Origin of the sequence: Paenibacillus sp. P2(2022), from assembly GCF_029522175.1 — a bacterium.
GTDB classification, from domain to species: Bacteria; Bacillota; Bacilli; order Paenibacillales; family Paenibacillaceae; genus Paenibacillus; species Paenibacillus polymyxa.
This window is the reverse complement of sequence record NZ_JAKWFI010000003.1, coordinates 451515-473998: the sequence shown is the minus strand read 5'-3', so window position 1 is coordinate 473998 and position 22484 is coordinate 451515. Positions and strand designations below refer to the sequence as shown.

The 22484-nt window shown below is 46.3% G+C and carries 15 protein-coding genes; 9 read left to right on the top strand and 6 right to left on the bottom strand.

Features of this window, described 5'->3' with window-relative positions; genetic code table 11:
* Nucleotides 1-211 precede the first annotated feature (211 nt).
* The 4 genes from MMB75_RS13865 (at nucleotide 212) to MMB75_RS13850 (ending at nucleotide 7655) form a co-directional block, all read left to right on the top strand.
* Complete coding sequence (locus tag MMB75_RS13865) at nucleotides 212-2764, top strand: DUF2339 domain-containing protein (protein ID WP_277508061.1); 2553 nt, start codon at nucleotides 212-214, stop codon at nucleotides 2762-2764.
* A 162-nt stretch (nucleotides 2765-2926) separates the two neighbouring features.
* Nucleotides 2927-4276, top strand: coding sequence for a sodium-dependent transporter (locus MMB75_RS13860; protein WP_016822637.1), 1350 nt, complete (start codon nucleotides 2927-2929; stop codon nucleotides 4274-4276).
* 274 nt (nucleotides 4277-4550) lie between these two features.
* Nucleotides 4551-6497: an acyltransferase family protein gene (locus MMB75_RS13855; protein ID WP_456320231.1), complete on the top strand. Its 1947-nt coding sequence runs from the start codon at nucleotides 4551-4553 to the stop codon at nucleotides 6495-6497.
* Between the two features lie 201 nt (nucleotides 6498-6698).
* Entirely contained in the window at nucleotides 6699-7655 is a 957-nt protein-coding gene (locus MMB75_RS13850) for a polysaccharide deacetylase family protein (RefSeq protein WP_257126461.1), read from the top strand.
* Between the two features lie 74 nt (nucleotides 7656-7729).
* Here MMB75_RS13850 and MMB75_RS13845 read toward each other — a convergent pair whose 3' ends face one another.
* From MMB75_RS13845 to MMB75_RS13835, 3 genes are all read right to left on the bottom strand, one after another.
* On the bottom strand, nucleotides 7730-8857 hold the full coding sequence (locus MMB75_RS13845; protein ID WP_016822640.1) for a glycoside hydrolase family 88/105 protein: 1128 nt from the start codon (nucleotides 8855-8857) through the stop codon (nucleotides 7730-7732).
* A 47-nt stretch (nucleotides 8858-8904) separates the two neighbouring features.
* Entirely contained in the window at nucleotides 8905-10437 is a 1533-nt protein-coding gene (locus tag MMB75_RS13840; protein WP_019688972.1) for an MFS transporter, read from the bottom strand.
* Between the two features lie 111 nt (nucleotides 10438-10548).
* On the bottom strand, nucleotides 10549-11898 hold the full coding sequence (locus tag MMB75_RS13835; protein ID WP_019688971.1) for a right-handed parallel beta-helix repeat-containing protein: 1350 nt from the start codon (nucleotides 11896-11898) through the stop codon (nucleotides 10549-10551).
* A gap of 332 nt (nucleotides 11899-12230) precedes the next feature.
* Between MMB75_RS13835 and lepB the strand changes: the two genes are divergently transcribed.
* A complete protein-coding gene (gene lepB, locus MMB75_RS13830) occupies nucleotides 12231-12851 on the top strand; it encodes a signal peptidase I (RefSeq protein WP_016822643.1) in 621 nt (206 codons plus the stop codon).
* Nucleotides 12852-12908: 57 nt separating this feature from the next.
* Here lepB and MMB75_RS13825 read toward each other — a convergent pair whose 3' ends face one another.
* From MMB75_RS13825 to MMB75_RS13815, 3 genes are all read right to left on the bottom strand, one after another.
* The gene (locus MMB75_RS13825; RefSeq protein ID WP_045244821.1) at nucleotides 12909-14099 is read right to left on the bottom strand and encodes a GTP-binding protein; all 1191 of its coding nucleotides are present in this window, start codon (nucleotides 14097-14099) and stop codon (nucleotides 12909-12911) included.
* Nucleotides 14100-14352: 253 nt separating this feature from the next.
* Nucleotides 14353-15183 carry a carbohydrate ABC transporter permease gene (locus MMB75_RS13820; RefSeq protein ID WP_013373701.1) on the bottom strand — a complete coding sequence of 277 codons (831 nt, stop codon included), beginning with the start codon at nucleotides 15181-15183 and terminating at the stop codon, nucleotides 14353-14355.
* Nucleotides 15183-16079 carry a carbohydrate ABC transporter permease gene (locus MMB75_RS13815; protein ID WP_016822645.1) on the bottom strand — a complete coding sequence of 299 codons (897 nt, stop codon included), beginning with the start codon at nucleotides 16077-16079 and terminating at the stop codon, nucleotides 15183-15185. Before MMB75_RS13815 ends, MMB75_RS13820 begins: the two co-directional genes overlap by 1 nt.
* A 122-nt stretch (nucleotides 16080-16201) precedes the next feature.
* Between MMB75_RS13815 and MMB75_RS13810 the strand changes: the two genes are divergently transcribed.
* The 4 genes from MMB75_RS13810 to MMB75_RS13795 all read left to right on the top strand — a co-directional run bounded on the left by MMB75_RS13810 (nucleotide 16202) and on the right by MMB75_RS13795 (nucleotide 22460).
* The gene (locus tag MMB75_RS13810; protein WP_045244737.1) at nucleotides 16202-18061 is read left to right on the top strand and encodes a cache domain-containing sensor histidine kinase; all 1860 of its coding nucleotides are present in this window, start codon (nucleotides 16202-16204) and stop codon (nucleotides 18059-18061) included.
* Complete coding sequence (locus MMB75_RS13805; protein ID WP_045244736.1) at nucleotides 18054-19700, top strand: response regulator; 1647 nt, start codon at nucleotides 18054-18056, stop codon at nucleotides 19698-19700. Before MMB75_RS13810 ends, MMB75_RS13805 begins: the two co-directional genes overlap by 8 nt.
* Before the next feature lie 106 nt (nucleotides 19701-19806).
* A complete protein-coding gene (locus MMB75_RS13800) occupies nucleotides 19807-21111 on the top strand; it encodes an ABC transporter substrate-binding protein (RefSeq protein WP_016822648.1) in 1305 nt (434 codons plus the stop codon).
* Between the two features lie 320 nt (nucleotides 21112-21431).
* Nucleotides 21432-22460, top strand: coding sequence for an NADH:flavin oxidoreductase/NADH oxidase (locus tag MMB75_RS13795; RefSeq protein WP_016822649.1), 1029 nt, complete (start codon nucleotides 21432-21434; stop codon nucleotides 22458-22460).
* The last annotated feature ends 24 nt before the right edge of the window (nucleotides 22461-22484 follow it).

Sequence of the window (22484 nt, the reverse complement as noted above, 5' to 3'; positions counted from 1 at the left end):
CCTTTCAATTTCGATTTCATGTTTGCGAAGGGGAAAGGTAGGCTTTATTTCTTATGTATTTCCATTCTACTTCATCTGTGATAATGAAACTGGAAGAATATTTAAGTAATAGCCTTAATTCAGCGTTCAAAATGGGCTATAGTCTCTATAATGCTATTTTAATTTCATGTAAAATGTAATGATTACCAAAACGACAGCGATGGAGGGGAACATGGAGGATTTTAAAGATCGTTTACATACGATCCGCCAAGAACAGAACAAGCTGCTCAAGGAGTATCAAACATTAATCGCAGATTACGAGGCTTCAGATATCATTTTGGAAAACGAGGTTCTGCGAAAAAAGTTCGAGGATTATCAGGCTCGCTGCATTCACTTGGAAGAGCGGGTACGACATATTGAGCAGGAAAATGGAAAGCTGCGTACTGCGCTGACGGAGCAGATGTTGAGTGAAAAGGCGAATATGATTCGCATTTCGCGGGAAAAGCTGGAGACCTATTTTGCTTCCAGAACCGCAGAAGGGGAAAACCGGCTGACTTCCATTGAATATGGGGCTAAAAACCGGGTGGACCAGCTTATTCAGCAAACCACTCATGAGCTTAAAGAGGATCAGGATGAGATCGTCGCTAGACTGAGACTGTTCTCGGAGGAGATTCGTGACCGGATCATGGAGCAACGCAGGCGGTTTCAGGAAGCAGAGCGCAAATTGCTTCATCAGACGGAAAACGAGCTTCATCAGCTCGGGGAAGAAGAGATCAGCGAAGAAACGATGCAGAAGCGCATGAAGCAGAATCAGTTTGAAATGATGCTGGGATTGAACTGGATTAACAAGCTGGGGATTTTGCTCATTATCTTGGGTGTGGGAGCCGCTTTTAAATACTCATACTCAAACTGGTTTACAGGGAATATGAAGGGCGTTGCGTTCTTTTTGCTAGGAGCGCTGATGCTGGGCGGCGGCGAGTGGTTGTATCGCAAGCAGAAGCAGACCTTTGCGCTCGGTATTTTGGGCGGCGGTATTTCTGTACTGTACGGGTCCATATTTTATAGCTACTTTTTGCTAGAAATCATAGGAATGTATACAGGCATAGGCTTGTCCGTTCTAGTTACGGTGACCGCTGTGCTGTTGTCATTTAGATATGAGTCTCGAACGATATGTTCCTTCGGTTTAGTAGGGGGATATCTCCCGTTGTTTTCCTATATGGCAGCAAACGGGCTGGAAGGAAACGCCGTGTATATCGCGATGGGCTATCTATTCCTGCTGAACCTGCTGATCCTGCTTGTATCCTTCCGCAAACGGTGGGTCATCGTGCAATATATCAGCTTTCTGCTCAATACCCCATTAATGGTTGTACTCGCGTGGTTATCAGAAAGCAATATAGCCAGCATGCTATATGCAATCATTACATTTGCGATGTATCTCGGGATGACACTGTGGGTGCCGTTCCGACTCAAAACTAAACTATCATGGCTGGATTTCTCCTTGTTGGCTCTGAATACAGTTGTGAGCTGTTCCGTTCTGTATTCTCTGTTCAGCGATGCAGGTCTGGATGATTACAAAGGATTACTGGCACTCGTCTTTTGCTTGGTGTATGGGGGCTTGGGCCAATGGGTTCGGCGATATATTCCAGAGGAGAAACAAACCAAAATACTGTTTTATACGACATCATTGACCTTTGCCATTCTCATGATTCCGTTCCAGTTTGGAGTCAGATGGTTGTCCATGGGCTGGTTAATCGAGGCTGTGCTTCTTACATTGTATGGACATCGCTATCGCTTGAAAGAATTGGAGCGTGCAGGATGGGGCATTCTAGGATTGTGTCTGGGCGCATTCTTTTTCATTGATTTCCCTATATATCTGTTGTCAGGCTTTGAGACAGATTATTTTGGGCTCAAATATACGCTCATTACACTGGGAATGTTGATCGTTACTGTCTTCTATGCGATTGAATATAGTCGTCCGAATGCTTTCAAAAACAATCGTTTGTACGAAATGCATATCATGCAAGGATTTAAGTATGTAGCTTTGGTGAACGTGTACCTCTATCTTTTGTACGAAGCTGGGCATTGGTATAACATCGTCGTATCCGATGAGTTTGCACATTACACCTTGTACAAGGTATTGTTGTTCACCTGCGTATCCCTGGTGTTAGCTTATTTCCTGCCTAAAGTGAAGCTGTTGTACGATCGGGTGATTAAATATTATAGCTTGGCATTGTACGTCATAGGCTACGCGCTGGCATTGGTGGTAACCGTAGCGATTCCAACCTTGCATGAGGATTATGCGCAGAATACGGCTGCTGATTATGTGGCGTTAATTGTACTGGCAGCCTTTAATGTACTGGTATTCTTCAGCAGCAAGGACTTCCTAAACGCACTGATGACGCGACATTATAGAAGTAATGAGCTATATCCGGTCATTATGGGTGTATATTTGTTGGGCATCATTACCGCCTTTCTCGGAGTTCAGTTCCATCTGGGAGACGCAGGTCTTGTGTTCAGTCTGGTGTATCTCCTGTTGGCCATTTTGTATATTGTATACGGCTTCCTCAAGCGAGTGGTCTACATCCGCCGATTTGGGTTGGGCTTGACTCTGCTAGCTACAGGTAAGCTGCTATTGTACGATCTACACCTATTAACGTCGGGAAGTACGATTGTAGCCTATTTCTCCTTTGGGGTTGTATTGCTGGCCATTTCGTATATTTACCAAAAAGTATCCAATCGTATGGGAGAGACCATTATAAAGAAGGATACTGAAGAAAAAATGTAGTTTTTTGTTGTATTGTGTAGATCCCGAACATTATGAAAATAAATCCGGAAATAGTGAAAAATTATGCATGACCTCGCATCCTACTTACGCTATAATGAGAAAAAATTATTTATGTACGCATGCTCAAGTTTATGCGTAAGTAGAGAGAATGAGGGGGATACCATGAATTTGGGCAAGGGGCAGAATAACCTGTCTGATAAGAATGAACGCTTCTCGTCGGCTGGATTCATTTTGGCAGCGATCGGGAGTGCGGCAGGACTAGGTAACATCTGGAAATTTCCGTATATTACCGGACAATATGGCGGAGCTGCATTTTTCTTGTTGTTTATTGTCTGCTTGTTGCTTGTTGGTTTGCCTGTGCTTTTAGCAGAGCTTGCGCTTGGTCGTGCAGGTCGAGGAAGTGCTGCCTCTGCAATGGTGAAAGTAGGCGGACATCCAATTTGGGGCAAGATGAGCATTATGTTTGTTATCGTGCCGTTTGTTATTTTGTCGTTCTATGCCATTGTAGGAGGATGGACACTGCATTATGCCGTAGAGGCATTTAGCGGAAGTCTGTTTTCGAATAATGATTTTGCTGGTCAGTTTGCTTCATTTTCCTCCGGCTATGCACCGTTGGTATGGTTGTTAATTGTTTTTGCATTTACAGCAGTCGTGGTTACCCTTGGGGTATCGAACGGAATTGAAAAGTTCAATAAAATTTTGATTCCTGCTAAGGTCATCCTGTTGCTCGTGCTGATGATTAACGCTCTCATGCTGCCAGGTTCTGGTGCGGGTGTATCCTTCTTTTTGAATCCTGACTTTTCTAAGTTAAGTATAGAATCTGCATTGGTTGCTTTGGGACATGCCTTCTTCTCCCTCTCACTAGGGATGGGGATCATGGTCACATATGGTGCTTATGTAGATCGTCGACAATCGCTGGGGGGAGCTATGCTGGCAGTGGGTGGCGGGGATTTAATCTATGCATTTATCGCAGGTATGATCATTTTCCCTACAACCTTCTCCTTTGGTATTAACCCTGCCCAAGGACCGTCTTTGGTTTTTATTGCTTTACCGGCTGCATTCTCTGCCATGCCTTTCGGAGCTTTCTTCGGCGGTTTGTTCTTCGTATTGCTGGCGGTTGCAGCATTAGGCTCTATGGTATCCCTGCTGGAGGTACCCGTAGCTTATGTTATGGAGCGGTTCCGTTGGGGCCGGGTACGCTCGGTTGTCATCGTATCGATCCTGTGTCTGTTGCTGGGTGTTCCTTCTGCATTGTCTATGGGATTGGTTCCAGAGTTAAAGGTGGGCGACAAATCCTTCTTTGACTTTGTTGACTTCACAGCGTCCAACATCTTCTTGCCATTGGGCGGCTTACTGATAGTTATATTCACAGGGTACTACTGGAAAACTGCTGGCGAGCATGCCAATCTCAAGCCTTTCTGGTTCCGTGTATGGTTGTTCGGCCTTCGGTATGTTGCACCGATCCTGATGTTGTTGGTCTTCCTTCATACTTCAGGGATCATCAAATTTTAATAGACACGAATTAAAAAAAAGGTATTTTCTTCCTAAGGGAAGAGATACCTTTTTTTGTATATCTATCAGTGGTTACCTAACTGTGGAAAGGAATGATATAATAAAAACATTGTCATTAATTTTAACTTCAATGAAATCATTACGATTATGAAGTTTTATATAATGAATGAAAAGGCTACAGGGCATCGCACAGACGGTGTGCAGGAGAGGGAAAGGGCAGAAGAGCATTGAAACAGACAGGGAGCTTGAATTTGCAAGAAGGACGGCGGCTGAAATGAAGTCTAATCGGTTGTCGTCACAACGTCGTTATATGCCAGGTTTGGATGGTTTAAGAGCGCTGGCGGTCATCGCAGTCATTGTGTATCATCTGAATCCGGATTGGTTGCCGGGTGGTTTGTTGGGTGTAGGCGTGTTTTTTACGTTGTCGGGGTATCTGATTACAGATATTCTAGTCAGTCAGTGGGATACATATCATAGTTTTAAAATGAAAGATTTCTGGGTGCGTCGTGCCAGAAGGTTGCTGCCTGCCATGCTGACGGTGGTGGCTGTCATTGTCCTGTGCTCGTTGCTCTTCGATCCGTCACGGCTTACGGCCTTGCGCGGAGATGTACCTGCCGCATTGGTGTATATGAGCAATTGGTGGTTTATTTTCCATCAGGTTTCGTATTTTGAAAGTTTCGGTCCTCCTTCTCCGCTTGGGCATCTGTGGTCGCTGGCGGTGGAGGAACAGTTTTATATCCTGTGGCCTTTACTGCTGGCGCTTGGGCTGAAGTACATGCCCAAGCGTATTGTACTGGCCGGATGGGTGATTTGTCTGGCGTTAATATCCGCGCTCCTGATGGCCGTGATTTACGTACCGGGAAGCGATCCGAGCCGGGTATATTATGGCACGGACACACGCGGCTTCGCTCTACTGATTGGTGCGGCGCTGGCCTTGGTATGGCCAAGCGGCAAGCTGAAAGAGCATGCTTCGGCGAAGGCGCGCTTGCTTCTAGATGGCGTCGGTGCAATCAGCTTGCTGCTGCTATGCCACTGGGCGTGGGCCTCGAATGAATATGACCCAGCTCTGTACCGCGGCGGCTTGCTGGGGATTGCGGTGGTCACTGCTATTGTGGTTGCAGCATTGGCACACCCGGTGAGCCATCTCGGTCGCCTGCTTGGACGCAAGCCGCTGCGCTGGATCGGCGCCCGTTCCTACGGACTGTATCTATGGCATTTTCCAGTTATCACGCTAACGACACCTCAGGTGGATACCGATGGTGTGCATGTGATGCGTATCGTTATACAATTGCTGGCTACCATACTGCTGGCGTCTCTCTCGTTTAAATATATCGAGGAACCGATTCGGCATGATGGATTCCGGCACTGGATTGCAGGAATTCGTTCAGCGGTTCGTCGGCAGATGCGGTGGAGATGGATCTCTACAACCGCAACAGCAATGCTTTGTATAGGTATTGGTGTGGGTACCGTTCACCTGTACGTGGTATCTCCTGACGCAACGTTGCAGGCAGCATCTAGTGATGAGCAGCCAATTGCCAAGGCAAAGGCGATGTCGCCGCTTCACGGAACGGTGTCCGTAGCTTCCAAGGAGCCTACAGCCACCAAGCCGCAAGGAGTCAAGGACAGCAAGGCTTCGTCCCAAGCCCAGGCGCCTAAAAATACGGCAGTCAAGGCTGGTACTACGGATGGCGTTACGACGCAGACGGAACCTTCGACCACATCCCAACAAGCTAAGCCTATGACAGGCGATGGCTCTAGTGTGACTGCCATTGGAGACTCTGTCATGCTCGATGTACAGTCGTACATTCAGGAATCCTTCCCAGGGGCTGTTGTGGATGGACGGATCGGCCGCCAAATGGCGGAAGCGCCTGCCGTACTGGAGCAACTGAGACAGAACGGACAGCTGGGCAAGACGGTTATTATTGAGCTGGGTACGAACGGCGCTTTCACCAAGGACCAGCTATCCAATCTGCTCGCCAGTCTGAAGGATACAAAGCATATTATACTTGTGAATACCCGTGTACCTCGGCCTTGGGAGAGCATTGTGAACAAGCATCTTGCTGAAGCTGCATCCCAAGACCCACGAATTACAATGATTGACTGGTATGCAGCAAGCTCCGGTAAAAACTCATATTTTGAGCATGATGGAGTACATTTAAAACCTAAAGGCGCTAAAGCCTATGCGTCTTTACTGGCTCAGGCCCTAACGAAGCAATCTTAATGAACAGAACCGCAATGATATTCATAAATTATGCAAATGCAAGATAAGAAACCACCGGGAGTAGGTTGTCTGTCCCCTGGTTGAAGTGCAACCTTAAACTTTCATCGGCCAAACCTCCCGGTTTTCCAATGTTCGTTGTAAGGTGCGCTTTCACCCTGCTCCGGTGGTTTTTCTTATTTTAGGGTGGAGGTACATAATCTAATGGAAAAGGGTTATTCACATAGTAGAACAAGAGAGCACCGCTTGAAGAGGAACAAAAGAAGGCTGATGCTGATTGCTATTGTATTATTTGTGGCAGGCTGCATTACTTTTATTACGATAAAGGTCTCAGATAGCAAACCACATGCGCCGACTCAGGAGCTTGCTAAAAAAACAGATTCTGTATCCAAGGACTCATCCAAAGTTAAAGCCAGCGCAGGGGCAAACGATAAAGCAGCCTCTCCAAAAAATGATCCCGGTGTAGAAGACGGTGCCTTTGTTGAAAAATATTTAAATCAGCAAATGCTAGGAAAGATGCCTGATGGAGCCGATGGTAAAAAGGTGGCCTACTTATCCTTTGATGACGGTCCATCTGTGACGGTCACACCCCAAATATTAGACATTCTGAAAAAGCAAAAGGTCAAGGCAACCTTTTTTATTGTAGGAAAAGAAGCCAATGAGAATGAGCATACCCGGAACCTTATCAAAAGAATTGTCAAAGAGGGTCACGCGATAGGAAACCATACGTACTCACATAACTATAAGTATTTATATCCGAACAGACGAGTAAATACGGATCATGTTATGCAGGAGATCGAGAAGAACAATCAGGTTTTAAAAAGCATTCTGGGACCAGAATTCTCCACCAGAATGATCCGATTCCCCGGGGGGCACATGACATGGAACAGAAGAGATCCACAAGGAATGGCTGCTCTGGATAAGGTTTTACTTCAAAAGGATTACCATCAGGTGGACTGGAATGTATTAACGAAGGATGCAGAGGGAAGATCCAAGAAAGCACCCGCACTAATTAATCAGTTTATGAGGTCAGTCAAAGGCCGAGAAAAAGCGATCATACTCATGCATGACACTTATGGTAAAGAAGAAACAGCCAAAGCATTGCCGCAAATTATAGAATATCTGAAGAAACAGGGATATGAATTTAAGGTTATGAAGTAAGATATATATGAGAAAAGGACGGGGCTCATCGCCACCGTCCTTTGTGCTATTTAAAAGTACATAGTCCGCATCATTTAGATGCGCTCTGCTTCACCCATCGCCTGAATGAAAGCTCCGATACCTTTGGGATCGTTAGTTATAATCGGCTCGCTGATATAGTAAGCGAAGGTACCATCCCGGCGATCTTTACCACCTAGACCGCTTACTTGTACTGTTTTGTTCAGATTCACAAGTCCTTCTTCAGTAATCGTAATAAATTCATCAATAATACCTTTACGGATGATTTCTGCTTCTTGGCGATAATGCTCTGGCAGATAACCTTTGCGAACACCTTTGGCCATAGCGTATAGAATCATGCAGGAAGCAGATGCTTCCAGATAGTTGCCTTTCACATGGCCCAGGTTGAGCACCTGATAAAAGACGCCGCTTTCTTTATCACGCACTTTCAGCAAGGCTTCCAGTGTTTCTCTCAGCATATCAATCAAGACGGGACGATCTGCATGATCTTCTGGAATGTAGTCCAGCACGTCGACGAGTGCCATGACAAACCAGCCCATTGAGCGGCCCCAGAAATTTTTGGAACAGCCGGTTTCCGGGTTGCACCAATGCTGTTCCCGCTTCTCATCCCAAGCGTGATAGAGCAGACCCGTTTCAGGATCACGCGTATGCTTGTAGCATAGCTTGAATTGCAGGGTCACATCGTCAAACTCTGACGGATCTCCGAATTCGCGAATAAACTCAGCATAGAACGGGGCACCCATGTACAAGCCGTCAAGCCAAATTTGATACGGATAAATTTGCTTATGCCAGAATGCGCCCTCGCTTGTGCGTGGATGTTTTTCCAGCTGACTGCGTAATTGGAAGGCTGCCTTTTTATAGCGTTCATCGCCTGTGGCACGATACAGAGTGAAGAGCAGCTTGCCGTTATTCACATGGTCAATATTATACTCATCTACTTTATAGCGCTGAATCACACCATTTTCATCAACAAAGTGATCCATATGTTTTTTTATATATTCCATATACTTGGGATCGCCTGTCAATTCGCCAACCCATTCCAAACCTCTGTAAATCACGCCATGGTCATATTCCCATTTTTCATAAAATTCCGGACTCCGTTTAATCACGGAATCGCTCATACGTACAGCCCAGGAATCTGTTTTTGTAGGATTTGTTGTTGGTTGCGATGTTGAATTTGCCATGATACAGTCACCTCTTCAGTAAAGTTTAATCTGTAATGTTATTGTTGTTACATAGACGGAGTGTGTGTCTTAGGATCAACGGGTTTGTTCTTAAAGCCCACATTATTGTTGCCCCAACACCGATCGTAGCTGAAGCCTGTTAGTTGTTCGAACACTTTTCGAGCCTCTGGCTTGGCTGATTTCATGGAGCCACCGTTTTTGAGGCGGTCAATCTCGGCGATTAGCTTCTTGTGGCTGTCAATATCCAGCTTCATTACGACAGAAGCAATCATCCCGATGATTGCGAGAACAATAGTACCCACCACGAGTACATAGAAGATAGCGTGCTGAGCAGAGACTGGCTGACTCTCAGCTCCGGATACAAAGCCAAAGTGCTGTAACACCCAGCCGAGAATGAAAACGACAACAGCCCGCACCATTTTTCCGGCAAAAGTCATCATACCCGCATAAATACCTTCCCGGCGACGACCAGTCAACGCTTCATCCACATCGGCAAGGAACGTGTATTGATTCCAAGGAATGTAGTAGACGCCACCCGTACCAAGCCCCATGAACAGTGTGATGACATATAGCCACATCATCGTATTAGAGGCTCCTGTGAGATAGAGCAGACCATAACCTGCTACGCTAAAGCAAACGACGACGAGTGCGGCGATGAAAGGCATACGAAACCCTTTACGCACACAGAATTGGATGAAGAAATAGGTAGAAATCAGTTGAATGACAGAGTTGAAGCTGTTGAGATTGGATACCATTTCAGAGCTTTGGAACAAGGAGAAAACAATAAAGTACGTAAAAGCTGAAGTAAACAGCCACTCAGCGGAAAAGCCGCCCAGGTACATCCCGAGATGATGACGGAACGTCTTGACCCGAAAAGTAGAGGAAATATCGACAAACAACTTTCTCATGGAATCTATAAAGGAAAGCGGAGCTTCACCTTCCAGTTCCTTTTGTAGTTCCTCACTTGGACGCTCCCAGGAGTTTTTGTACAAGAATGCCATGGCAATCAGCAAGATTGCTGCAAAAACAAGACCGGTATACAAGAAAGGCAATGGAGAGTCTTTGCCGTACGCAGCAATAAAGCGACCAGGGATAAAAGCGGCGGCAAAATTGGCGATTTTACCAAACATGGCCTTCCATCCGGTCAATCTGGAGCGTGCACCGAAGTCCCGGGTCATCTCGGACGCTAGTGCTTCATACGGCACCATGACAGAGGTGTACACTAGTTCAAACAGCACGTACGTACTCAGGTAATACCAGAAGCCCAACCCATCTATCCAAAGCATCGGATACACGAGCATCAGCGGAATACCCATCATGATGAAAAAACGGCGTCTGCCGAATTTACGACCTAAGCGGGTTCGGTGAAAGTTATCGCTGATAAAGCCCATGATCGGATTGCTGACCGCATCTATGATGCTGGCAACAGAGAAAATGGCTGCGGCCTGAACAGGAGACAGTCCGCAAAAGGTTGTATAAAAGTACATTAACCATGCACCGCTAATAGCAAGTGCACCACTTCCCAGCATGTTACCGCTTCCATAGGCAAGTGTATGTTTCAATGTGATTTTTCGTTCCATGATCTGTTCACCTCATATTTTGTCTGGTTATGAGGACAATCACCGGTCGCTATATTATGCAGAATGGTCTAGGTTGGTAGATGGGCCAGGCGTCCTGATTAGGTGGGGCTTTTACCGTGCCCCTATATTTCCGCTCGGAGTACCCGAGCCAATCAGATCGCTTCCTTTGGCCAGCTTAAGGAAATCACCCAGCTGGATGGAACCGTCTGTACTTCGAGTGATGGAAGGCACGAGACTAACAAAGTCGTCTGCACTGGCTGCGAGACCTTTAGCATTCGTCGTTTTTTTGTTTTTCCACCAGACGTTAGAGTTATCTTGATCCGTACCACTTGTTTTATCACTTGCTGTTCCCTCGAAAGAAAGATTGTTAATGAACACGTGTTCACCCTTATCAAAGGCGAAATTGCTTTGTCCATTGTCCCATGAAGTATTGTTGGTCAAAGTAATGGTGCCAGGGTTGCTATTGTAGGTGAAACCGTGTTTTTTGTTTTGGAAAGCAATACTGTTTTTTACAATATGGTTGACCTTGATTTTGTCTCCACCCAGCTTAAAGCCGTTGCCGTCACTGTTCGCAGTAGACGTTCCATCAGAGGTTTGCCCGTTGTGATGGGCCACACTGTTCAAAATGGTTACGGCACCGATAGGGCCTGTTTCCGTTTTGCTGTACAGATCCCAGCCATCGTCTACGTTGTATGCTGCCAAGCAGTTATCGAACACATTGCCTGATCCTACAGTCAGTTTAGCCGCGAAGCCATCGGCATCCTCGCCATTATCGGGATCGGCGTTATCGTGAGAGTAGGAATTCAAAATCAAATTGTTTGCAGGCCACTCACTGGTGGAAGCGTTAGGGGAGTAGCGTCCGAGTTGGAGCCCGGTATCCCGATTGTGGTGGGTCTCGACGTTTTCAATTCGGTTATTGCTGCCGCCAATATAGATACCGTTATCTCCGGCACCTTTGACTTCAAGACCTTTCACCAGCCAGAAGTCCCCGTTAAGCTGAAGTCCCCGATTAGCTGAACCAAAGGCCTGAGCAGAGAAATCAAGTACGGGTTTTTCACTACCGTAAGCGACTAATCCTTTGAGTGAGCCGTTATTGCCGTTATTTCCACGCTGAATTGTAATCGTTGAGGAGTAGGCGTATTTACCACCCCGCAGGTAGATGGTTTTGCCAGGAGCAATTTGTGTCAGTGCTGCTTCGAGGGTGGTAGGACTAGATATGGTACCCGGATTGGACACGTTACCATTTGGAGCCACATACAAATCGCCTGCCGCTAACGTGGTGGAAACAGTTGTTGAATCGGTTGCACTAACTGCCTCCTCTGTGAGTGTGGTAGAGGGGAGGTTGTTGGATGGAATATCCGCGTAAGCGGTTCCAATAAGACAAGAAGAAGCAAAAACAAAAGAAACACCGAGTCTTAGAGCGTTAAAGCCGTTTTTTGAACGATCATTCCGTTTAAACATGTAAATTCCTCCTTATCTGAGCTCATATTTTAAAAGAAGATAGCACATATAAAAGTCGCTCATGCTGTCTTTCCATTAAAAAAACAGGACACCTCCTGGGGGGACAGATTGATCTATCATAAGTCCAAAACGCTCTAAGAAGTATATGCACAGTGTAATATATGTTAACGTTTGCATCAACAGTTTTTTATTGTTTTTTTAATATTGTGAAAAAAAGTTCACACTTTTGTTTCAACTAAAAATACAGTTTTGCTAGACTGGGAAAATTTGATTATACTTAAACATTATACATATAATAGGAATAAAACTGTGAGAAAAGGTGGGTTTAGCGCATGGAGAGCGGGAAGCATTTGACAAGTTCAACTTCCGAACCATTGCAGGAAAAGCGACCGCGAATGAACAAGGAGATGATCGATTGGCTTAAGGCAATTATTGTTGCCATTGTGCTCGTGTTCATTATACGTTGGCTGTTATTTGCGCCATTTATTGTTGAGGGAGCATCCATGGAACCGAATTTCAAAACAGATGAACGAGTGGTCGTGAATAAGGTGATTTACGATTTTCGTGACCCCAAGGCAAGTGAGGTTGTTGTATTTCATGTAAAAAAGGAACAAAAGGACTTTATTAAGCGTGTGATTGGAGTGGCTGGAGATACGATTCAGTATCAAGGTGATCATCTTTATGTGAATGGTAAGAAAGTAGAGGAGCCATACATTCAAGAGGCTATCCAAGATGCTCACGCCAAGGGAGAATTATATAACAATGTGGACTTTCCAAACGGTACCATAACCGATTCCAAGGTTCCTGATGGGTATATTTTTGTAATGGGTGACCACCGCAATAATAGTAGGGATAGTCGTGCAATTGGTTTTGTTGCCATCAAGGATATTGTCGGACGTGCGGATGTGATCTTTTGGCCGATCGATAACGCGCAATGGGTTAAGCATAAATAAGGCCAGAGCGCCTAAGATGGGAGGTAGTTGCTCACTTTAGGCGCTTTTTCAAACTCATTATATGTTTTTCGTAAACGGGTCAGGCAACTTGCGCCAGTCCTGTTCCAATTCTTCAGGGGTTAGCAGTGTCTCATCTAAGCTACGCTCGATTTCTTCCCGGTTCATATCGATACCAATAAATACGAGTTTGGTAACCCGGTCACCATATTTCTCATCCCAATCGGGTGTTTTTTCAAAATTTTCACCGAGATAGTATTGTCGTTCTTCTTCAGTCAAAGCAGACACCCATAGTCCTGCGCGTGCGAATTGTTTGGAGCTACCCGCCTGACTGAATGTAAAGGCAGTACGGTTTTGCGTGGCGAGCCACACTAATCCCTTGGAACGTACAACCTCAGTAGGCCATTGAGCCAGCCATTTTAACAAACGTTCAGGGTGAAATGGGATTTTGCGCTTGTACACAAACGAAGCAATGCCATATTCCTCTGTCTCCGGTACATGTTCATCCTTGTTCATTTCCTGTATCCAACCCGCCGCCTGACTAGCAGTTTCAAAATCAAAGCGATGCGTGTTTAAAATCTCCTTTGGGTCCACTCTGCCGTATTCGGAACGGATGATTTTGGCGTTCGGTTGAATGCTGCGCAGCACCTTTTCCAATCGTTCGAGTTCCTCTAAGGATACCAGATCGCATTTATTAATGATTAGCACGTCACAAAATTCCACCTGCTCTATGAGCAGATCAACGATGCCACGTGCATCCTCCACAGCCACTTCCTGCCCACGATCCTTAAGGGAGTCTCTAGAGTAGAAGTCTTTCCAAAATTCTGGCGCGTTCACGACAGTGACCATTGTGTCCAATCGGGTCAGCTTGGTCAAATCAATTCCATTTTGCTCATCTACATAACTAAAGGTTTGGGCCACTGGAATGGGCTCACCTATACCTGTGGATTCAATAAGAATATAGTCAAACTTTTTTTCGAGCGCCAGTCGCTCTACCTCTTTTAATAAATCTTCGCGCAAGGTACAACAGATACAACCGTTGGACATTTCCACCAGCTTCTCATTCACACGGGATAATCCTCCACCGTCGCGAACGAGATCAGCATCCACATTAACCTCACTCATATCATTGACGATGACAGCTACCCGTAAGCCTTCCCGGTTATTCAGTACATGGTTCAGCAGTGTAGTTTTGCCGGAACCGAGGTAACCACTTAGTACCGTGACCGGTATTTTCTCATCTCTTTCCATAGCGTTTGCCAACGTAATCACTCATCCCTTCGAAAGTTTCATAAAATGTTGACTGTGCAGTAGTAACTGTAATGCGAGATAGGAAAGCAGCAGCACTTTCTGTTTGATAACTTAATCGTAATAATTACGAATAATGAAATTAGTAAATCATTTATGTGGAAAAATGTCAAGGAAGGTGGAGCCAATCAGTCAAAAGGACTTGCGTAAACTTTACGCAAGTCCTCTGTGGGTCATCTGTAGGGGTGTAGTTGCCTCAGCCTTTGACGGCCCCGGCCACTACGCCTTTAACAATGTATTTTTGCAGAAAGATAAATACGATAATGGAGGGCAGCACAGCCATTACCATTGCGGTCATGGCATACTGCCAGTCTGATGTATATTGGCCAACGAAGGTATAGGCAGCCAGCGTAAGCGTTTTGGTGCTGGGTGAGCCGTTAACCATGAGCAGCGGAAGCAGAAAATCGTTCCATATCCACATCACGTCGATAATAACAATAGTAGCGGTGACCGATTTCAGCAAGGGAAAGATGACGGAAAAGAAAAGCCGAAAGCCTGAGGCTCCGTCGATCTTGGCGCTTTCGTCAATCTCGACCGGAATGCCTTTCACGAAGCCGTGATAGATAAACACTGCCAGCGGGGCTCCAAACCCCCAGTACAGCAGGCCAAGCCCCCAAGTGCTGTCTGCCAAATTCAAGTCTTTCGCCAGGCGCAAGACGGTCAGCATAATAGACTGAAATGGGATCAGCATCGGCATAATGCACAGCATGTAAATGGCGGAGCTCCACTTGCTTTTCGTCCGTGCCAGCTTATAGGCAGCGATGGAGGATATTAGCACAATGCCTGCCAGCCCGAGCACAGTAATAATCGTGTTATTCAGAAATAAGCGTGGATAGTCAATGAACTTCCATACATATACGTAGTTATCCAGCGAAAGCTGCTTAGGCAGCGCAATGACGTCGGTCATGACCTCAGCGAAGCTTTTGAACGAATTGTTAATGGCGAGAAACAGCGGGTACAAAAATAACAGCGACAATACAATCATGCCCGCTTCCAGCAAAATGCGTCCCGTACGGCTGCGTTGCATCAGGCTTCAACCTCCCTGCGTTTGAAAATAGACAATTGAATAATCGTAATGACCAGCACTGCAACGAATAAAATCAAGGCTTTGGCTGTTCCGTAGCCATACAGATTGTTTTGGAACGTATCTCGGTAAATATCATACGCAATGCTGTATGTCGTACCTCCTGGCCCACCGCCAGTCAGCGATAAAATGACGTCGAACACCTTGATCGAGTTGGTGAGTGCCATGAAGACCGAGATCGTAATCGAGGGTGCGAGCATCGGTAAAATAATACTGAAAAATCTCCGAATCGGCCCTGCCCCATCCACGATGGCAGCCTCTTTTAGATCCTCAGGTACAGATTGCAAGCCTGCAATATAAATGACCATGTAAAAGCCAATGGATTGCCAGATGGATACCGCCAAAATGGAAATAAACGCGAGCCCTTCCTCGCCTAGCCAACTGAGCTGGAAGATGCCCCAGCCTGTACTGTGCCCCAGTGATTCAAAACCTTGCATAAAGATGAATTTCCATATAAAGCCGACAATGACGAGGCTGAGGATATAAGGAATAAAGAAAGCCGCGCGCAGCCAGGCCGAGCTTTTGAGCTTCATGTCGAGGACGAGCGCCAGCAAAATGGCCAGCACGTTTACCAATACAATGTACAGAATGGCATATTTGATCGTAAACCAGGCTGCATGTGCAAAGTTAGCGTCTCCGAGCAGGATTTGCTTGAAGTTATCTAGACCTACGAATTTCGGATGTTTGGATATGCCGTTCCACTTGGTCAGGGAATAGCGTATCGTCATCAAAAACGGAATATAAAATGCAATTGTAATGCACAAAATTACGGGCAGTGTGAATAAACCAAATTCCAGCTTACTGCCCTTGTCGCCCCATGTTCCCCTTTTTTTCAGCATAACGCACCTCTTTTTCTCAGCATTTTCCGGTCTTTCGCTCCAAGCTGTTTAAGATATAATGAAAGTATAGGATAGCCCCTAGGGCCGGACCAATGGATTTAAGAAAACAGTTGAGGGTAAAAATGTGTACGCTTTCAAAAGGGGCGGTTATCATGATGTCAGGGCATGTAGGAACAATCCTTCGATCCATGTGGAGGCGGATTACGCAAAAATTAGTGAACAAGCTCATTCTGCTTTTTACCTCGGTGATTATTCTGGTGGTGGGCTCACTCACGATTATTTCCTATCAGATGATTGAAAAGGAGTCGGTCAATCATAGCATCGCCAGCACGACGAATAATCTGCTGCTGGTCAATCAGAATTTGGAGGATTACTTGGAGGGAATGCAGCAGTTGGCCCTTCCACAGCTTCGCTATAACGATATCATGAACGCGATTGCCAATGAGAACCGGGACTACGCTGCACGAATGGTCATTGAAAATTACTTGCGCAACATGTTCTATTCCCGCAATGATCTGGAAGCGATTTATCTGTATGTGGCGGACCGGCATCAATACTACGTGGTGACTAGGGAAACGTACAATATTACAGTACGCAAAGGAATAAACACGGATATTCCCAAGCTTCCCTGGTATAAAGAGGCGATGGCTAGCACTGCTAACGAATCTTTTCAATCCTTTGTGGAGTCCCGCTCTGATATGGGCTATGTGGCGCCACAAGCCAGCTTTATGGCTTACCATCGAGTGCTGAGATCGATTGCATCCCGTCACCCGCAGGCAGTGTTGTCCTTTTATTACAACACGAGCGCCGTAGATGAAATCATGCGGAATATTCCACTGGGTAAAGGGGATCAACTGATGCTAATCAGCCCCAAGCGGGTTCCCTTTTATGTGAACAGCCTTCCGCTGTATGAACGAATGCGTGATTCTGGCGTATTGGCCCAGATCGGAGAGGGAGGAAGCGGACAAGTAACGTGGTCAGACAGCAACAGCAACCAGGAGTATTTAGTCGTGTATGATGCAGGTGAAAAGGACGGGTGGCAGCTCATCAAGCCGATTCCATATCGCCAAATTTATGAGGCAGCTACGACCACACGGAATTGGAGTTATGTCATCGGGGCTTTATTTTTAGGTGTGTCTATTATTTTGGTGACCCTGACCTCGAACGCAATTACCCGACCTTTACATAAGCTATCTACCCAGATGAAACGGTTCAGCACCGGAGATTTTGAGGCAAGGGCTCCTGTGAAGGGACATGACGAGATTGCATATTTGTCGCTGCACTTTAACGAAATGGTCCAAAGAACCGAAGAACTTATTAATGAGCGCTATCGCATGAAGCTGGTTGAAAAGAATGCCATACTCAAGGCGCTGGAGGCTGAGATTAATCCTCATTTTCTGTACAATGCCTTACAAGCCATATCTACACAGGCATTAAAGCGGAAGATGTTCGATATGGCGGATATGGTGGATGCATTGGCCCAAACTTTGCGGTATTCCATCAACGGCAAGGATATCGTAGCTGCCCGCGAGGAGCTCAAGCATATTGAACGATATATAGGTCTGCAAAAGGCAAGATTCGGGGCGAGACTTCAGGTCGAAGTGGTATGGGAGGACACGCTGATGGAGCTGCCAATTCCGAGATTATCCGTGCAAACGTTGGTAGAAAACTCTATCAAGCATGCACTAGAAAAAGTATCAAGTGACATTCTGATCGTCATTTCAGCCGAATCGGGTGCTACAGACGCTACAATTGCAGTCAGGGACAACGGACCTGGAATTTCAGAGGACAAGCTGAAAATAGTGTTGGATTCGTTCCACGAAAAATGGGAAGAGCGGGAGAGCGAGCATATTGGCTTGAAGAATTTGAACACACGGTTGAAGCTTTTGTATGGAGATCAGGCAGGATTATTCATACTTACGGATGAAACGGGAACGGAAATGAGAATGCAAATTCCCCGGGGAGGAGTCGACCATGTATAACGTATTGATTATTGACGATGAAGAACCGTTACGAGAGGCCATTCGTATTGTTGGAGACTGGGATCGTCTGGGCATCGAACATATTTATGAGGCGACGAATGGAAGGTTGGGGATGGAACTGCTCGGTCAGCACCCTATCGATGTGGTGATGGTGGATATGAAAATGCCGGAGATGAACGGCATTGAATTTCTTCGTGTGATCGAAAAGGCATATCCTCATCTGCTGACCATTGTCATTAGTGGCTACAACGACTTTGAGTTCACGCGACAAGCGATTCAATCACGGGTGGTAGATTATCTGCTCAAACCTATCAATCGCCAGGATCTGAATCAGGCACTGCGCAAGGCGGTGGACATTCTGGAAACCCGCAAGCAAAGCCAAGACGAGTTCATTAACCAAAACATTACGCTAAATATGTCTTTGCCGAAGCTGAAAGAGAAGCTGTATGTATCCATTTTGGATGGCAGCTTTAAAAGGCAGGCCAATACGGCGTTGCTTCCACTAATCGGAGCGGATCAGCTAGGGAACCGCTTTGGGGTGATTGTGCTGCGGCTGCTGAACAGGGATGAGATTCGTAGGACTCGTTTTCATGGCGATGTCGATCTGATGGATTTTGCCGTAACTAATGTATTAGCGCAGACATCAGATGAACGGTTGCGTTGTTTTAGCTTCCCCCATCCGCGAAGAGAGCGTGAGGTCGTTTCGATCTGTACCCTGGCCCCAGGACAAGAAGAACATATGTCCCTCCTACTGGCACAAGTGGCACAGAAGGCGGTTGCGAACCTGCATGGGCTGTTCAGTATGGTGGTAGCAGCCGGAGTGGGCAAGCTCTGTTCAGACGTAGTGGAGCTGGCTTCTGCGTATAGGGATGCCAAGAGGTTCATTCACAATACAGATGTGTTGAAGCTGGAAGGGGAATCTATTCTCCATACGGTACCGCGGCAAATGGGGACGTCAGAGGAAATGCCATGGACGGATCGGCTGTTGTCGATCCAAAAGGATGCTCAGACCGGTCAGGCCAACCGAGCAAAGGTACTCCTGGGCGATCTACTGAAACAATTGGCAACAGGTCCTATTTTCCGTTTACAGGATGCGGATCGATTGCTGCGGGAGTTTCATTTTTTACTGAGAGAAGCAGCGATTGAGTTGGGTACGCCTATGTCTGCGTCTAATCAGGAGGGAACTTTGGGGGAATTGGGTCGTGTGATTGAAGGCGAGCTATCTGCTGATTTTGTGAGCTTTGCCGACTACAGCCAGAGACTATACCAGATACTGGAGCTCTACATTGCCGGGGTCCAACATGCACAGGCGGGTAACCAACCCTTTGATATTACAGAGATCAAAAAATACATCGAGCGATACTATTTTGAAGATATCAAAATCTCGTTTTTTGCCGAAACCTATTTTTTGAGCCGGGAATATCTGATGAAGTTGTTCAAGCAGCAATTTGGTTACGGCATTCACGAATATGTACAGAAGGTCAGAATGGACAAGGCGAAGGAGCTACTGGGTGATTCCAGCCTGAAAATTCAGGAAATTTCCGATATGCTCGGTTACAAGGATAAAAACTATTTCAGCAAGGCTTTTCGCAATTATTATCAGGTGTCACCTTCAGAGTATCGCGTGAGCCTGCAATAAACCACTTTTTTACCCTTAACGCTTCACTAATCTGCCTTTTTAAATGAGGCAATATTTTTTAGAATGAGCGCATGAACGTTGATCACAAACAGATGGGGGAGTATCCATGTTAAAGAAGATGATGGCGTTATCCGGCAGTTTGCTTTTGACGGTCGGTTTGTTGAGCGGATGTGGAAGTAGTGGTGGCACAGATGCGGCTAAAGAAAGCACTGGCGGCAAAGATGATTTGAAAACGGTTACAATAAACATGTTTACAGCCTCACCGGAGTATACCGATGCCTTTAACGCGTATATTGAGGAGTATAAAAAGGTCAAGCCTAATGTAAAGATCAATCTGGAGATCATGCAGGCAGACTACAACACCATTCTCAAGTCAAAAATAGCTTCAGGCAGTACACCGGATGTGTTCCAGACCACGGCCGGAGGTGACATCGACACCTATGCTGATTATAGCGCTGATCTGACCAATGAACCGCTGGCAGCAGCCATGACGGATGCCGTCCGGGCCAATATGAGTTCCAGTGACGGCAAAGTGCTGGGATTACCAGTCAAGGGGAACCTGTTTGCTTTGATTTACAATAAAGATTTGCTTACCAAGGCTGGAATAACCTCTCCGCCGAAGACGATTGCCGAGATGCAGGATGCTGTTACCAAGCTAGAGGCGAAGGGCATTACTCCATTTGCTAATGCATATAAAGAGTGGTGGGTATGGAAGCATATCTTCCAACACTATGTAGATGCTGCTGCGCAGGATGCCGGGGTAGAGCCAAAGCAGCTCGTTGATGATTTTATTGCAGGTAAAGCAAAAATCAAGGACTATCCAGTGCTCTACAACAACTTCTTTAGCTTCATTGATCTGACAGTAAAACATGGCACAGATAAGCCGCTGGAACGGGACAGCAATGCGGGAGTAAGTGATTTTGCATCTGGAAAAGCTGCATTTATGACGGGTAAAGGTGCGTGGGATGAGGAAGCGATCAAGAAAATTAACCCTGATCTCAAGATTGGCATCATGGGATATCCGGTGAGTGACAAAGCGGACCAATCGGTCATCATTACCGGTGCGGATCAGGCGCTACGTATCAACAAGGACTCCGAAGTATCCAAAGAAACGATTGAATTCTTCAACTGGCTGTACACTTCGGAGTACGGTAAGAACTGGTTCTCCCAGGTAGCGAAGGTGATTCCTCCAATTAAGGATGCACCGCTTCCTGATCTGGAAATGCCTAAGGAAATGGATAGCATTTTGAAAACATCCAAGTCCGGTGATCTGTCTGTCAACTACTCGCTGGATACATTTCACCAAAAATTTGGTGAGCTGATGCAGGCTTATATCAGTGGTAACATGAACAAGGATCAGGCGGTTGCAGAGATTGAGAAGGCATGGGTCCAATTAGGCTCAGCGCAATAAAATTGGTTTTGCAGAGGCGCCCGTAAGGGCGTCTTTTTGTGTTATGGCTAAGAGCCGGGAAAAATGTAGACAAAAAAATATTTAATAATATTTAAATATTTACTTGCAAAAAGTTATTAAGTTGTGGATAATAGATTGTGTGCAATATATCTACAATCTTACGATATACATAATGACTGCAAGGTGCAAATACGAAGGGATACCCCGGTTGGGGGAATCTCTTTGTTTCGTTTGGACTGTGCCGATTATGCTTATAATAGACCGTGTAATTTGGAACGCATTTTTAGTTATGTGGTAGAGATAAAAAGGAGATGAGCGTTTTGAAGACTTCGTTGTTTACACCGTACACACTCAAAGATTTGGAGTTAAAAAATCGTGTGGTCATGGCCCCAATGTGCCAATACTCGGTGACAGCCAAGGACGGAATTCCGAATGATTGGCATCATGTCCACTACCTAAGCCGGGCAATTGGAGGCACGGGTCTGATTATTATAGAAATGACGGACGTGGAAGCGGATGGGCGGATTACGGATTACGATCTGGGGCTTTGGTCAGATGAACATATTCCGGCGTATAAAAAGCTGGTTGACGGTATTCATGCGCACGGGGCCAAGGTTGGCATTCAGATTGCTCATGCAGGCCGTAAAGCTGAGGATGCAGCAGAGCCGGTGGCTCCTTCGGCCATTGCATACCCGGATGCAAATTATAAACAGCCGCGCGCACTGACCACAGAGGAAGTCCGTGGTATGGTACAAAAATTCGGAGACGCTGCCCGCCGGGCGGTTCAAGCAGGCGTGGATACAATCGAGCTTCACGGTGCACACGGGTACCTGATTCACCAATTCCACTCGCCAGTTACGAACAAACGGGATGACGAGTATGGTAAGGATTTATCCCGTTTCGGCGTAGAAGTCGTTCAGGCTGTGCGTAAGCAAATGCCTGCGGGTATGCCGTTAATCTTCCGCATCAGCGCGGTGGAATACGTAGATGGTGGATACGATGTGGATCATGCTATTGAACTGAGCCGCGCATATCAGGCTGCAGGCGTAGATATGATCCATGTCAGCTCGGGCGGAGAAGGCCCGGCTGGAGCCAGAAAACCAGGCAACTACCCGGGCTATCAAGTGCCGTTTGCTCGCCAAATCCGCGAGGCGCTGAACATCCCAGTAATCGCCGTCGGCATACTGGATGACCCAGCCTTAGCGCAGTCTGTAATCGGCAATAAGGATGCCGATCTGGTCGCTGTAGGACGCGGATTGCTGCGCGACCCTTATTGGGCGATTCATGCAGCGGTGGCGCTGCGCGGCGAAAAGCCCTCCGTACCTGAACAATATCAACGTGGCTACTGAGGCCTAAGTATTCCCACGTTGTTT

Bases quoted from the DNA above. Each gene is read 5' to 3' on its own strand.
- MMB75_RS13865 (WP_277508061.1), top strand. From the start codon at position 212: ATGGAGGATTTTAAAGATCGTTTACATACGATCCGCCAAGAACAGAAC.
- MMB75_RS13860 (WP_016822637.1), top strand. From the start codon at position 2,927: ATGAATTTGGGCAAGGGGCAGAATAACCTGTCTGATAAGAATGAACGC.
- MMB75_RS13855 (WP_456320231.1), top strand. From the start codon at position 4,551: ATGAAGTCTAATCGGTTGTCGTCACAACGTCGTTATATGCCAGGTTTG.
- MMB75_RS13850 (WP_257126461.1), top strand. From the start codon at position 6,699: ATGGAAAAGGGTTATTCACATAGTAGAACAAGAGAGCACCGCTTGAAG.
- MMB75_RS13845 (WP_016822640.1), bottom strand. From the start codon at position 8,857: ATGGCAAATTCAACATCGCAACCAACAACAAATCCTACAAAAACAGAT.
- MMB75_RS13840 (WP_019688972.1), bottom strand. From the start codon at position 10,437: ATGGAACGAAAAATCACATTGAAACATACACTTGCCTATGGAAGCGGT.
- MMB75_RS13835 (WP_019688971.1), bottom strand. From the start codon at position 11,898: ATGTTTAAACGGAATGATCGTTCAAAAAACGGCTTTAACGCTCTAAGA.
- lepB (WP_016822643.1), top strand. From the start codon at position 12,231: ATGGAGAGCGGGAAGCATTTGACAAGTTCAACTTCCGAACCATTGCAG.
- MMB75_RS13825 (WP_045244821.1), bottom strand. From the start codon at position 14,099: ATGGAAAGAGATGAGAAAATACCGGTCACGGTACTAAGTGGTTACCTC.
- MMB75_RS13820 (WP_013373701.1), bottom strand. From the start codon at position 15,183: ATGCAACGCAGCCGTACGGGACGCATTTTGCTGGAAGCGGGCATGATT.
- MMB75_RS13815 (WP_016822645.1), bottom strand. From the start codon at position 16,079: ATGCTGAAAAAAAGGGGAACATGGGGCGACAAGGGCAGTAAGCTGGAA.
- MMB75_RS13810 (WP_045244737.1), top strand. From the start codon at position 16,202: ATGTGTACGCTTTCAAAAGGGGCGGTTATCATGATGTCAGGGCATGTA.
- MMB75_RS13805 (WP_045244736.1), top strand. From the start codon at position 18,054: ATGTATAACGTATTGATTATTGACGATGAAGAACCGTTACGAGAGGCC.
- MMB75_RS13800 (WP_016822648.1), top strand. From the start codon at position 19,807: ATGTTAAAGAAGATGATGGCGTTATCCGGCAGTTTGCTTTTGACGGTC.